This is a genomic window from Flavobacterium sp., from assembly GCF_031409475.1.
Classification (GTDB): Bacteria; Bacteroidota; Bacteroidia; order Flavobacteriales; family Flavobacteriaceae; genus Flavobacterium.
This window is the reverse complement of the sequence record NZ_JANNXH010000046.1, coordinates 37,644-51,871: the sequence shown is the minus strand read 5'-3', so window position 1 is coordinate 51,871 and position 14,228 is coordinate 37,644. Positions and strand designations below refer to the sequence as shown.

8 protein-coding genes are annotated in these 14,228 nt (G+C 35.1%); 7 read left to right on the top strand and 1 reads right to left on the bottom strand.

Features of this window, described 5'->3' with window-relative positions; all coding sequences use genetic code 11:
• Positions 1 to 53: 53 nt before the first annotated feature.
• The 7 genes from RMO53_RS09055 to RMO53_RS09025 all read left to right on the top strand — a co-directional run bounded on the left by RMO53_RS09055 (position 54) and on the right by RMO53_RS09025 (position 12,840).
• Positions 54 to 3,035, top strand: a complete 2,982-nt coding sequence (locus tag RMO53_RS09055) for a TonB-dependent receptor (protein ID WP_310379851.1) — start codon at positions 54 to 56, stop codon at positions 3,033 to 3,035.
• 4 nt (positions 3,036 to 3,039) lie between these two features.
• Positions 3,040 to 4,512 (top strand): RagB/SusD family nutrient uptake outer membrane protein, encoded by a 1,473-nt coding sequence (locus RMO53_RS09050; RefSeq protein ID WP_310379849.1) that lies wholly within the window; start codon positions 3,040 to 3,042, stop codon positions 4,510 to 4,512.
• Positions 4,513 to 4,594: 82 nt separating this feature from the next.
• A complete protein-coding gene (locus tag RMO53_RS09045; RefSeq protein WP_310379847.1) occupies positions 4,595 to 5,971 on the top strand; it encodes a glucoamylase family protein in 1,377 nt (458 codons plus the stop codon).
• Between the two features lie 42 nt (positions 5,972 to 6,013).
• Positions 6,014 to 6,895 carry a LamG domain-containing protein gene (locus tag RMO53_RS09040; protein ID WP_310379845.1) on the top strand — a complete coding sequence of 294 codons (882 nt, stop codon included), beginning with the start codon at positions 6,014 to 6,016 and terminating at the stop codon, positions 6,893 to 6,895.
• A gap of 61 nt (positions 6,896 to 6,956) precedes the next feature.
• Positions 6,957 to 9,200, top strand: coding sequence for a beta-glucosidase BglX (bglX, locus tag RMO53_RS09035; RefSeq protein ID WP_310379843.1), 2,244 nt, complete (start codon positions 6,957 to 6,959; stop codon positions 9,198 to 9,200).
• Between the two features lie 150 nt (positions 9,201 to 9,350).
• A complete protein-coding gene (locus RMO53_RS09030; RefSeq protein WP_310379842.1) occupies positions 9,351 to 11,447 on the top strand; it encodes a glycoside hydrolase family 97 protein in 2,097 nt (698 codons plus the stop codon).
• A 22-nt stretch (positions 11,448 to 11,469) separates the two neighbouring features.
• Positions 11,470 to 12,840 (top strand): M28 family peptidase, encoded by a 1,371-nt coding sequence (locus RMO53_RS09025; protein WP_310379840.1) that lies wholly within the window; start codon positions 11,470 to 11,472, stop codon positions 12,838 to 12,840.
• Between the two features lie 88 nt (positions 12,841 to 12,928).
• Here the strand turns inward: RMO53_RS09025 and RMO53_RS09020 are convergent, their stop codons facing one another.
• A complete protein-coding gene (locus tag RMO53_RS09020) occupies positions 12,929 to 14,224 on the bottom strand; it encodes a DUF418 domain-containing protein (protein WP_310379838.1) in 1,296 nt (431 codons plus the stop codon).
• Positions 14,225 to 14,228 lie beyond the last annotated feature (4 nt).

Genomic DNA, 14,228 nt, shown 5'->3' with positions numbered 1-14,228 from the left:
CAACGCAGTAATACTATAACTTCGTTCTACTAACTTTAACAAATTATTAATTTATGAGAAATTTTATTTTTAGCTTTTTAGCACTCATTTTACTTCCAGCCTATATGTCTGGTCAAGTAATTAAAGGAAAAGTATTAGATTCCAAAGGCATAGGAATTCCTGGCGCAATTGTCGTTGCAGCAGATTCTAAAACTACGGCTGATACCGATTTTGATGGAAATTTTAATATCAATGCCAAAGTGGGAGAAGTATTAAAAATTAGCATGATAGGTTTTGATACTTTATCTGCAACCGCATCTTTGGACGCAATAACAATAACGTTGCAAGAATCTAAAGACATGGAATTGAAAGAAGTGGTTGTCATTGGGTACGGAACACGAAAGAAAGCTGACAACACTGGAGCAATTTCGCAACTTTCGGCTGCAGATATAACTAAATCTAAAGTCCTCAATGCCACACAAGCCATACAAGGTAAAGCGGCTGGTGTCCAAGTTATTGGAACCGATGTTCCAGGAAGTTCACCGTCACTTATTATTAGAGGAATTGGAACTTATGGCGCAGATAGAACACCACTATATGTTGTTGATGGTATACCAACCAAAAATATTGGAAACATAAATTCTAATGATATTGCGTCATTTGATATTTTAAAAGATGCTTCCTCGTTAGCTATTTATGGAAATCAAGCTGCAAATGGAGTTGTGATTATTACTACCAAAAAGGGAAAAGGAGATAAAACTACTGTTGAATATGATGGTTTCTACGGAGTGAGAACGCCACTTAAAACAGTTAAAATGGCTGGCTCAAATCATTTTGCTTACTATTCTGATGTTGCTGAACAAAACACTAGATTCTCTACAGATCAATTGTATAATACAAATTGGTTCGACGAAATCACTAGATTAGGTACATATTCATCAAACAATTTGTCATTATCTGGTGCTTCCGAAAAAATCAACTATTTGTTTAGTTTGAATTATTATGACGAAAAAGGAGTTCTTGACGGATTGAATTTTCAACGTTTTACTTTTAGAAACAACAACGATTACAAAATTTCTGATAAGTTTAAAATAATGCAAACCGTGAGTGTATCTTTCTCTAAATCTACACCAAAACCATTATCAGCTTTTACAGCTGCTTACAAACAATCGCCTTTAGTTCCTGTTAGATATCCTAACGGAAGATGGGGAATGCCTATTATTGGTACAGATGGACAAGCTTCTACAACTGGTGCTTTGTTTAACAATGTAGGAAACCCAGTAGCGCAATTAGAATATTTTACTGAAGAACAAAAAAGTTTATTATTTCAAGGAAGCCTTGGTGCTGAATACAAAATCTTTAAAGAATTGAAATTCACCTCAAGACTAGGTGTTGAGTATAATAATTGGAAAAAATTTGCTTACACACCATCACGTGAACTTTGGTTAGCGGCAGATCCAACAAGAGATGTGGCAAATTATTCTGCTTCTGAACCTACAAACGAATTGGCAACTGCAAGAAGTGATTATTTCAATTGGAATTTTGATAACTTTTTGACTTATAATAAAAAATTTGCTGACATTCACGACGTTGAAGTAACACTAGGTATGTCTGCTCAAGAATGGGGAAGTAAGGAAGAATTAGAAGTAAAAGGAAGAAATGTTCCTGAAAATTCTAATTATTGGAATTTGAATTTATCAAACTCTCCGTCTAATAATGTAGTTACCAAACACGTTATTGGAAACCAAAAAAACTTAATTGGTTATTTTGCTCGTTTTCAATATTCATTAATGGAAAAATACCTTTTGACTGGGACAATTCGTAGAGATGGTTCTTCACAATTTGGTGCTGATAACAAATGGGGTAATTTTCCGTCATTTGGTTTAGGCTGGGTTGTTTCTAAAGAAGATTTCTTGAAAGACAGCAAAGCAATAAACTACTTAAAACTTCGTGGAGGTTGGGGAAGATTAGGAAATCAAAATGTGCCTATTAATCAACAAACATTTAGTACAGGCAACGGATTAGGATATGATTTTGGAGGATCACTTTACTCCGGAACGACTATTGGTGCTTTTATTGACCCTACTTTGGGTTGGGAAATCACCCAAGAAACTTCAATAGGTTTAGACTTTAAAACAGTAAATAATAAATTATCGGGATCAATTGATTGGTATGATAAAAACACATCAAATGTAATTCTAAATGTTACACCGCCACTTACTGTAGGTACAGGTTCAACTCCAGCACACGCAGGTGAAATTACAAATACAGGATTTGAAGTTGCCTTGAGATGGGACGATAAAATTGGCGAAGATTTTAAATATTGGGTTGGTGCTAATTATTCTAATAATAAAAATGAAGTTTCTAATGTTTACAATCCATTAGCAATAAAACAACAAGGCGGAGGAATAGGTAACGGACAATATACCAAGCAACTAGCAGAAGGACAACCATTAGGTAGTTTTTATTTATGGGAAGTAGCTGGATACGATGCTTCGGGAAATTTTACGTATTATGACAAAGACGGTGTTATCACTTCTACACCAGCTGAAACAGATAGAAAATTCTTTGGTTCCTCTTTGCCAACCTATTATTATGGTGTAAATCTAGGTTTCCAATATAAAAATATCGATTTCTCTGTAGATGGATATGGAGTTGGCGGAAACAAAGTTTATAATGGCAAAAAAGCACAACGTTTTGGTAACGAAAACATCGAGGCTGCTATTGCTACAGATTTTTGGACCACTACAAATACCAATGCAGGAAATCCAGCACCATTTAATTCAGTTCCATTATCGTCAAATTATTATTTAGAATCTGGCGCTTATTTTAGAGTAAACAACATCACTTTAGGCTATACTTTACCAAAAGTATCAAGTGCTATCTCTTCTTTGAGAATATATGCCAGTGCTATAAATCCATTTATTTCTCAAAAATTCACAGGATATTCACCAGAACTGAATAATGATGGCGACCCAATGGGAATGCAAGGAATAGAGCTTGATGCCTATCCTACATTGAGTTCATTCATTATTGGTGCTAACTTAAAATTTTAATATCATGAAAAAAATATTCATACCCATAACTTTAGTAACTATTGCACTATTTTCAAATAGTTGCTCTAATGATTTCTTAGATGTTCCTCCAACGGAGAACATAGCCGAATCTGATTTATTAACTATTTATAATAATGATGCTGGTGCAAAAAGTTTTGTGACCGCTATTTATAGCAAATCACTCGACTGGAACATGAGTTCGTTCTCATGGAACGGATTATCAAGTATGACCTCTGACGATGCTGATAAAGGATCAGATCCAGGTGATACTGGAGCAGATAAAGACAAATGCGATGCACTAACTCTAGATGCAACTTCACTATCTGCACAGGAAGTTTTCGAGGCTAATTATCAAGGAATTAGTAGAGCAAATATTGCTTTATTATACCTTCCAAAATTAGATAAAGCTAACGCTGCTCTAAAAACAAGATTAACTGGTGAAGCAAAATTTCTTCGCGCTTTGATGTACTTTAATTTGGTAAGATGTTTTGGCGGTGTTCCTATTGTGGATCACGTTCCAGTACCATCTTCTACCGAAGATACTGATATGACACTTACTCGTAAATCTAAAGAAGAAGTGTATGCATTTATTGTAGCTGATTTATTAACAGCTATCGATGCGTTACCTGAAAAATCTGGATATACAGTTGCAGATTTAGGTAGAGCGACTAAAGGTGCTGCACATGCTTTACTAGCAAAAGTATATTTATATCAAGGCAATTGGCAAGGAGTTAAAGCACAATGTGCATTAGTAACAGGATATAATTTAACACCAAATTATGCTACAATTTGGAGAGAAGCTGGAGAAGACAATATAGAATCTATTTTCGAAATTCGAGGTTACGGTGGAAACCCTTCTCAAGGAATAGAAGGTTATATGGTTTCACAAGGAGCAAGAGGAACAAGTGGTTGGGGTTGGGGTTTCAATACACCAACAGCAAATTTGGCTAATTCTTATGAAGTTGGCGATCTTCGAAAAGATGCCACCATTGTTTTTGCTGGAGAAACCATGTGGGACGGAAGAGTAGTTTCGCCACTTGTTGCCAATCCAATGTACAACGAGAAAGCTTATGTTAGCAATACTGCAGAAGCGTTCAATGGTGACTGGGAAACAACAAAAAACATTCGAGTTTTGAGATATGCTGAAGTATTATTGATGCAAGCCGAAGCTGCCAACGAAAGTGGTTCTGGAGATGTAATTGGCCCTTTGAATACTATCAGAAACAGAGCTGGTTTAGCAAATACAACTGCTACTGGTCAAGTAGGATTAAGAACTGCAATTAGAGCAGAACGAAGACACGAATTGGCTTTTGAACACGACAGATGGTTTGATTTAGTGAGAACTGGTCAAGCACAAAGTGCTATGGCTGCTGATGGAAAAACTTTTGTAGTTGGAAAACATGAATTATTCCCGATTCCTCAAAAATTCATTACTCAAGCCGCAGGAAAATCAACTCAAAATCCAGGTTATAATTAAAAGGCCAACAACTTCAACCCTTTTTTTAAGGGTTGAAGTTTAAGGCAGTTTGGTTTAAATATTATAAAAATAGAATCCAAAAATGATTAAAATATCAATCTTATTTGCATTTTTCCTATTTACTGGTTGCGATTCTTCTGGGTCGAAGCCAAGTGGGCCAGTTGTTGTTCCTCCAGTAGAAGTTCCTGTTGTAAAACTCACAGACGAAGAACTGATGGATTTAGTACAAAAACAAACCTTCGCTTATTTTTGGAATTATGCGCAACCCAATTCTGGAATGGCACGAGAGCGATACCATCCTCAAGACCCAACTTATGACGAACATATTGTTACAACAGGTGGTTCAGGTTTTGGTTTAATGGCTATAATTTCGGCAATGTCTCGAGGTTATATCAGTAGAGATCAAGGCACAGAAAGGCTCAATAAAATTGCTAATTTTTTGGCAACTGCTGATCGTTTTCATGGAGCATGGTCACATTGGATAAACGGAAACACAGGACAAGTTATCCCTTTTGGAACTAAAGATAATGGTGGCGATTTAGTTGAAACCTCATTTTTAGTAGCTGGAATGATAACCGTTCGTGAATATTTAAAAAATGGCACAACCAGCGAAAAAGCTTTGGCTCAAAAATTCGATGATCTTTATAAAGGAGTCGATTGGCAATGGTACACTAACGGTCAGAATAAATTATTTTGGCATTGGTCTCCCAATTATGCTTGGCAAATGAATTTTCCGCTCGAAGGCTATAACGAATGCTTGATAACCTATGTCATGGCTGCAGCTTCGCCAACACATCCAATTGCACCTATTGCTTATCACGAAGGTTGGGCGAGAAGTGGCGCGATAGTTTCGGCTAGAACTAAATACAATTTGCCATTGATTTTAAAACACAATGGTGCAGAAGAATTTGGTGGTCCATTGTTTTGGGCTCATTATTCGTATTTAGGTTTAGACCCACATCAATTAACTGATCAGTATGCTAATTATTGGGATTTAAATTCAAATCAAGTCAAAATTGATTATTTGTATTGTGTTGCAAATCCTCTAAGCTACAAAGGTTATGGCGCAAATTATTGGGGATTATCTGCATCATATTCTAGAAATACTGATGGAACAATAGGGTATGACTCACACATGCCAAGCAACGACAAAGCAGTTATTTCGCCAACAGCGGCAATAAGTTCGATTGTTTATACACCTATAGAATCTAAAGCGCTCATGCGTAATTTATATGAAAATTATAATAAAGATACTTGGGGAGTTGCTGGATTTTATGACGCACACAGTCAGCAATACAATTGGTCAGCACAACGCTATTTAGCTATAGACCAAGGACCAGAAATGGTCATGTTAGAAAATTACCGATCCGGTTTAATTTGGCAATTATTTATGAATGCTCCAGAGGTAAAACAAGGTTTGATTACTCTTGGATTTCATTCTGGTAAATACGGATTTTAAAAAAAAGTAACTATTAATTATTAATTATTAAAAATTTAAAATATGAAAAATAGTATAAAAATAAGCTGTCTAATGGCAGTGATTTCTTTGCAGTTATTCACAAGTTGTTCCGATAATGTTGACAGCAATGAGCCGTTACCTTATCCGCCAATTGGTGGATATGAGACTTCTGATGATATTGCAAAATCTAATTTAATTGTAAAATTAGGTTTTGAAGACAACATTAATGATGCTTTTAATGGTGCTACTGGCGGAGTTGCAACGAATGTTACCTATGTAGAAGGCGTAAAAGGAAAAGCATATAATGGTACTTCAACAAGCTTTGTGGGTTATAGCGCATCAAGTGCAAAACTTATTGGTTTAAAAAGTATAACTAGTTCAATGTGGATTAAAACTTCGCCTGGTTCTGGCGCTCAATGCTTGTTTATGTTACCAAAAACATCCGATTTTTTTGGTAATATTTTTGTGTTAATTGATGGTTCTAGTAACGGAAACATGAATTTAAAAGTTCATATTCAAAAAACGGGTGCTGATTGGAGTGGTCAATGGATGGAACATGTTGGCAATAATGCTTTACCAAATATGTATGGGGAATGGAAACAATTAGTTTGGACTTATGATGCCACAACATCTAAATATAAAATGTATGTAGACGGAGAAAAATTAAACCTTTCGGATGGATTTACAAATAGATATGCAAGTGATCCATCAAACGGAGGATTGCCTTTAGGAGGTTTAGTTAATTCGGATGCTTCCAAATTTGTTATTGGAGGTTTTCAACAGCATTTAGGAGCACCATGGGGAACTCCAGAACCTTGGATGATACCATACACGGGTCTAATGGACGAATTTAGAATTTATGATATAGCACTTTCTGATGTAGAAGTTAGATTTTTGTATAAACTAGAAAAAAGTAAAAGATAGTATTTTAACTAAAAACAGACAGCCAAATTCGTTACTATCTGTTTTTAAAAGAAAATAAAAAATGAAAAACGGACTCATCATAGCTCTTTTATGCTTTTCACTTATTGGCTACAGCCAAAAAAAAGCTACCAAAAAAGAAATTAAAATAAAGCCAAAAGCCGAATTCGTAGCCGAATTAATGTCAAAAATGACTGTGGACGAAAAGATTTATCAAACCGTTCAATTCACTTCGGACGGAACAGTTACGGGTCCAAAATCTGGCGATAATTACATTACCCGAATCCAACAAGGAAAAGTGGGTTCTATTCTTAATGCTACTGGTGCCAAAGCAACTAGAGAAATCCAGCGCATTAATCTAGAAAACTCAAGATTAAAAATTCCGTTGCTTTTTGGTCACGATGTCATTCACGGTTACAAAACGATTTTTCCTATCAATCTTGGTATGGCTTCTTCTTGGGATCCAAAAGCAGTAGAACTTGCCGCTCGTGTAGCCGCTACCGAAGCTTCGGCTGGCGGTGTTCATTGGACATTTGCACCCATGGTAGATATTTCAAGAGACGCCAGATGGGGAAGAGTTTCCGAAGGTTCGGGCGAAGATAGTTTTTTAGGAATTCAAATGGCTGTTGCCAATGTCAAAGGTTTTCAAGGCGATGATTTGTCAAAAAACAACACCATTTTGGCATGCACTAAACATTTTGCTGCTTATGGTGCAGCCGAAGCAGGTAGAGACTACAACACCGTTGATATGTCCGAAAGAGTTTTGCGAGAAACCTATTTACCCGCTTTCAAAGCTACGGTTGATGCTGGTGTAAAAACTTTTATGACATCGTTCAACGAAATTGCTGGTGTGCCATCAACTGGTAATAAATTTTTGTTGCGTGATGTCCTAAAGGGAGAATGGGAGTTCGACGGAATGGTCGTTACGGATTATACAAGTATCAACGAAATGGTAGCTCATGGTTTTGCTTTAGACAATAAAAATGCTGGTGAGTTAGCTATGAATGCTGGTGTCGATATGGATATGGTTGGTGGTGTTTACATGAATTATCTAAAACAATCGTATGATGAAGGCAAAGTTACATTAGCCGAAATTGATGATGCTTGTAAGAGAATTTTAGACGTAAAATACGATTTAGGTCTTTTTGAAGATGCTTATCGATATTCTGATGAGAAAAGAGAAAAGGAAACAATTTACAAACAGGAGTTTTTAGATGCAAGTCTTGAAGTGGCTAAAAAATCATTGGTTTTATTAAAAAACAGCAACCAGATTTTACCTTTAAAAAACAATCAAAAAATTGCATTCGTTGGGCCATTAGTTAGTGATGAGTTTAATATTATAGGTTCTTGGGCAGCACTTGGCGAGCGTGATGGTTTTGCAACAAGTGTCAAAGAAGGTGTTACAAATTTTCTTGGAAAGACTGCAAATATAACATTTGATGAAGGTGTAGAAATTCAAAGTTCCAACAGAGATTTGATGCAAAAAGCACTCGAAAACGCAAAAAAAGCCGATGTAATTGTAGCCGTAATGGGCGAAAGAGAAAACATGAGTGGCGAAGCAGGTTCGCAAACCAATATTGATTTGCCAGGATTACAAAAAGAGTTTTTAGCCGAATTAAAAAAACTTGGAAAACCTATAGTTTTGGTTTTAATGAACGGAAGACCACTCACATTGACTTGGGAAAACGATAACATGGATGCCATTCTTGAAACTTGGTGGTCAGGAACTCGTGGTGGTGATGCCATTGCACAAACTCTTTTTGGAGCCAATAATCCTAACGGAAAATTACCTATTACGTTCCCTAGAAACGTGGGGCAAATACCTTTGTATTACAATCATAAAAACACGGGTCGCCCGTATTTAGGGATTTCTGACCCAGAGCAAAAATACAAATCTAGATATACAGATGTTGATAATAGTCCACTATATCCTTTTGGATTTGGGTTGAGTTATACCACTTTTGAGTATTCAAATTTGAAAATTTCTTCGGATAAAATCAAGTTTAACGAGAAAGTAAAAATTACTGTAGATGTCAAAAACACTGGAAATTACGATGGTCAAGAAGTAGTGCAACTTTATGTTAGAGATTTAGTGGGTTCAGTAACAAGACCAGTAAAAGAATTAAAAGCTTTTGAAAAAATTGATTTAAAAAAGGGAGAAACACGAACAATAACGTTCGAGATTTCTTCCGAAGATTTAAAATTTTATACTATTAATATGAAAAACGAAGCCGAAGCGGGTCAATTTGATGTGTTTGTGGGAGGAAGTTCGAGTACCAATAGTAAGGTTAGTTTTGAGTTGAAATAAATTTGGTTTATTTGTAGTTGTCCCTTCGGTATTTATGTGGTTATTTATGCCGAAGGGTTTTTTTTGCAAAAAAGTAGATTTGTTAAACATTATACTATTAATAAGATAAGATTTTAGTTATATTCGTTAGTTTTAAAAAAGTCAAATACCATGAAACATTTTTTTTATCTTTTTTTTGTTTTTGCAATAAGCTTCGGTTATTCGCAAAGCATTCAATCGCCATCAAATACCATTTCGGTAAATTTTAAGTTATCAGCTTCTGGACAACCTTCTTATGCTGTTAATTACAAAGGAAATCCAGTAATTTTAGAAAGTACCATGGGTATAAAACTAAAAGGCAAATCAGCTTTGGATGCTAATTTTGAGATTGTAGATTCAAAAACAAGCACTTTTAATGCCTCTTGGAAACCCGTATTAGGAGAACAAGCCAGTATTGTAAACCATTACAATGAATTAATCATCGCGCTTCATCAAAAGGAAACCAATGTGAAAATCAATATTATTTTTAGAGTTTTTGATGAAGGAGTTGCTTTTAGATATGATTTTCCAAAACAAATGGAATTAAATTATTTCATTATTTCGGATGAGGTTACTCAATTTAATTTGACCGATAATCACAAAGTTTTTTGGATTCCAGGTGATTTTGACAGTAATGAGTATGTTTATAATGAAACTAAATTTTTGGAAATTGACAACGAAAAAATAGAAATGAACAACGGTATTGGAGTAAAATCAATACCCGGAAAATATGTGGTGCAATCGCCATTAATGATGAAGTCAGCCACAGGAATATACCTTAATGTTTTTGAAGCTGCGGTGGTGAATTATCCCGTAATGCACTTAAACGCAGATGTTACAAATTATAAATTGACTGCCAATTTAGTTCCAAACGCTATTGGCGATAAAGCGTATTTGCAAACGCCTTGTGTGTCGCCTTGGAGAACGATTATGGTTAGTGATGATGCGAGAGATATTGTTAGTTCTAAAATGATTTTGAACCTAAACGAACCTTCAAAAATAGACGACACTTCTTGGATCAAACCAATGAAATATGTGGGAATCTGGTGGGAAATGCACGTAGGAAAATCAACTTGGGATTATGCAGGTACACAAAACGCCACGAATTTTTCTACAATACCTGTAGCTTCTGGAAGACACGGAGCAACAACCGAAAACACAAAGCGATACATTGATTTTGCTGCCAAAAATGGTTTTGATGGTGTACTTGTAGAAGGTTGGAATACAGGTTGGGAAGATTGGAATGGTAACTGGAAAGAAGAAGTTTTCGATTTTATAACACCTTATCCTGATTTTGATTTAGCAGGAATTACGGCTTACGCCAAAGAAAAAAACGTTAAAATGATTATGCATCATGAAACATCGGGTTCCGTTGCAAATTACGAACGCCATTTAGACCGCGCATTAGAATTGATGAAAAAATACAATTATCCTGCTGCAAAATCAGGTTATGTGGGCAAAATTATTCCGCGAGGCGAATTTCATGACGGACAAACTATGGTCAATCACTTTAATTTTGTTGCCAGACGATTTGCAGATTACAAACTAATGGTCAACTCACACGAGTCTTCAAGACCAACAGGTTACAGCAGAACCTATCCAAATTATATCGCAGCCGAAGCAGCGCGCGGTAATGAATTCAACGCTTGGAGTAATGGAAATCCACCTATGCACGAAACTATTTTGCCATTTACAAGACTTCTTGGCGGACCAATGGATTACACACCTGGTATTTTTGAAATAAAACGAAGCTACTATGACAAAACCAAAACAGAACAAGTTCATACTACGCTAACAAAACAATTGGCGTTGTACATAACAATGTATTCGCCCCTGCAAATGGCAGCTGATTTAATAGAAAATTACGAAAAATACCCGGATGCTTTTCAGTTCATCAAAGACGTTGCTGTAGATTGGGACGAAAGCAAATACATAGAAGCAGAACCTGGAGATTATCTCACCATTGCCCGAAAAACTAAAGGTGCGGCAACTTGGTTTCTTGGAGCAATCACAGATGAAAATGCTAGAAAATCAGAAATAAAATTAGATTTCCTTACCAAAGGTCAAAAATACAAAGCCATTATTTATGAAGATGCAAAAGATGCCGATTGGGAAAAAAACCCAATTGCTTACAAAATTCGCACTATTGAAGTAACTAATAAATCAAAAATCAATTTAAGCTTAGCTCCAGGCGGAGGAACAGCAATAAGTTTTGAACCAATAAATTAAAACCCAAATCAATCAAAATACTATGAAAAAAACTTTTTTTGCACTCCTATTTTTAAATGGATTTTTACTATTTGCTCAAACAAATGACGAAAAAATCATCAAGGAAATCTATAAATCCGCTTTGACAAATTCAAAATGTTACTCTTGGCTGGATTATCTTTCTAACAACATAGGTTCTCGATTATCGGGTTCCGCAAGTGCCGAAAAAGCAGTTTATTACACTAAAGCTGAACTTGAAACTTTGGGCTTTGATCGCGTTTTTCTTCAAGAAGTGATGGTCCCAAAATGGGTTCGTGGAGAGAAAGAAGTCGCTTATATTTTAGACAATAAAATTAAAACTAACATTCCTGTTTGTGCACTTGGTGGCTCAATTGCTACTTCAAAAAACGGACTTACTGCCCAAGTTATTGAAGTAAAAAGTATTCAAGAATTAGAAAGCCTTGGCGATAAAATAAAAGGAAAAATCGTGTTTTTCAACAGGCCAATGCAACCAGATAATGTTGAAACATTTGTTTCTTATGGTGGATGTGTCGATCAAAGATATGCTGGAGCAAAAGAGGCATCTAAATTTGGAGCCGTAGCTACAATTGTGCGATCCATGAATATGCGTTTAGACGATTTTCCGCATACAGGCAATCAAAGTTATGGTGATATTCCAAAATCGCAATATATACCAACAGCAGCAATTAGTACAAATGCTGCTGAATTGTTGAGTAAATCTTTAAAAAATAATCCCAATTTAAAATTCTATTTAAAACAATCATGCCAGCAAATGGATGATGTTTTGTCCTATAATGTTGTAGGAGAATTAAAAGGAAGCGAACATCCTGATAAAATTATGGTTGTAGGCGGACATCTTGATTCTTGGGATCTTGCCGATGGTTCTCACGATGATGGAGCAGGCGTAGTGCAAAGTATGGAAGTAGTAAATATTTTTAAAAACATGGGTTATAAACCAAAAAACACGCTTCGAGTAGTGCTTTTTATGAATGAAGAAAACGGTTTAAGAGGCGGAAAAAAATATGCAGAACTATCAAAAAGTAATAATGAAAATCACATTTTTGCATTAGAAAGTGATTCGGGTGGATTTTCCCCAAGAGGATTTTCTTTTGAATGTGATGCAGCTAAACTAAATAAAATTTCGAGTTGGAAATATCTTTTCGAACCCTTCTTAATACACAGTTTCACTATAGGACATAGTGGTGCGGATATTGAGCCAATTGCTTCAAAAAACATTATAAAAGCAGGATTACGCCCAGACTCACAACGCTATTTTGACCATCATCACGCTGCAAACGATACATTTGATGCCGTGAATAAAAGAGAATTAGAGTTAGGTGCTGCAACAATGGCTTCATTACTATATTTGATAGATCAATACGGAATAGAATAAGATTTCTTAATTTGTATAAAAAACAGCCTTTAGAGATTATATTTCTAAAGGCTTTTTTATTTATAGTGAAATCATTTATCTAAAAGTATTACTTTTTAAAGGGATATTTTTTCAAATAACTCAAATATCTCCAACCCCATTCTAATGGTCCGAAATGAAAATATTTCAACCATATTGGACTTAAAATCAATTGGAAAATCCATATAGAAAATACGACATACAAAAGTTCGTGTCTTTGTAGTTTTCCAAACATTCCGAAACCAACACCTGTAAAAATAAATATTGTAAAAACAGAGTGCATAACGTAATTCGTCAATGCCATTTTACCCACAGCAGCGAGACTTTGTTTTAGCCAATTTAAAATGGTTAGTTTGCATAAAATCATTATTGAAGCTACGTGTCCAATAGCGACAGTTGTCTTTCCTAAATAATAGGTTAGATATGATTTTGAAAATCCCATATATGAAAAGTTACTTTTAATGATTAAGTTGATTTCGTAATAATTAATCATCAATCCAATACCATAACTAAGTAAAGCCATTAGACTATAAAAAGTAAAAGATTTCTCTGCAGATAATATATTCAATTTAAAGAATGCTATTCCTAAGAGCATCATGCTCAATACATCCCAAACATCATATCTATAAGGGTCATTTTCATTAGAATCTGTGATTATAGGAGCCAAAAAAGCAACAACATCAAAATAACCTTTATGCATGTTGGTTTCATTTTCTTTAATAGCTTCAGGAGATTTTTCATATTCTATTTTTCCCCATTTATCACTAGCTTCTTTTAGTTCTTTGGTTAACTCTTTCCCTTCCAATTTATACTGTTTTGCAACAGCAACTTGATCTACTAATTTTAAATCATCATTGTATCTGCTAAATTCCCATAAAGTACCAATTGAAATTAATAGAGCTGAAATGAGTATTAATTTTTTAGGGGCCATTTTTCTGAAAGAAAATAACAAAAAACCCATTAATGCATAGTTGTATAAAATTTCACCAACCCACAATAATAAATAGGAATGAATCAAACCAAAAACCAATAGCCAAGTCAATCTTCTAAAATAGATATTGGCAGCTTCGATTCCTGCTCCTTTTTTTTCAAGACGATTGAGGAGTACAAACATTCCTACACCAAACAATAATGAGAATAAAGAACGCATCGTACCTTCAAAAAACATATTGGTAGTAATCCAAGTATAAAGATCCCAACTTGTAGCTCCGCCTGAAACTGTTGGATTATCGTAAGCTCCTGAAAGCCCCATTCCATTAATATTCATTAGTAAAATGCCAAATAGAACAATGCCTCTCATTACATCTAAGGAATAAATCCTGTCGGAGAGTTGTAACGGTGTAAATAAACTTTCGGTTGTTGTCATTGTT

Excerpts from the sequence above, each read along its gene's own strand:
- RMO53_RS09025 (WP_310379840.1), top strand. The coding sequence starts at position 11,470 with ATGAAAAAAACTTTTTTTGCACTCCTATTTTTAAATGGATTTTTACTA.
- RMO53_RS09050 (WP_310379849.1), top strand. The coding sequence starts at position 3,040 with ATGAAAAAAATATTCATACCCATAACTTTAGTAACTATTGCACTATTT.
- RMO53_RS09055 (WP_310379851.1), top strand. The coding sequence starts at position 54 with ATGAGAAATTTTATTTTTAGCTTTTTAGCACTCATTTTACTTCCAGCC.
- bglX (WP_310379843.1), top strand. The coding sequence starts at position 6,957 with ATGAAAAACGGACTCATCATAGCTCTTTTATGCTTTTCACTTATTGGC.
- RMO53_RS09040 (WP_310379845.1), top strand. The coding sequence starts at position 6,014 with ATGAAAAATAGTATAAAAATAAGCTGTCTAATGGCAGTGATTTCTTTG.
- RMO53_RS09020 (WP_310379838.1), bottom strand. The coding sequence starts at position 14,224 with ATGACAACAACCGAAAGTTTATTTACACCGTTACAACTCTCCGACAGG.
- RMO53_RS09045 (WP_310379847.1), top strand. The coding sequence starts at position 4,595 with ATGATTAAAATATCAATCTTATTTGCATTTTTCCTATTTACTGGTTGC.
- RMO53_RS09030 (WP_310379842.1), top strand. The coding sequence starts at position 9,351 with ATGAAACATTTTTTTTATCTTTTTTTTGTTTTTGCAATAAGCTTCGGT.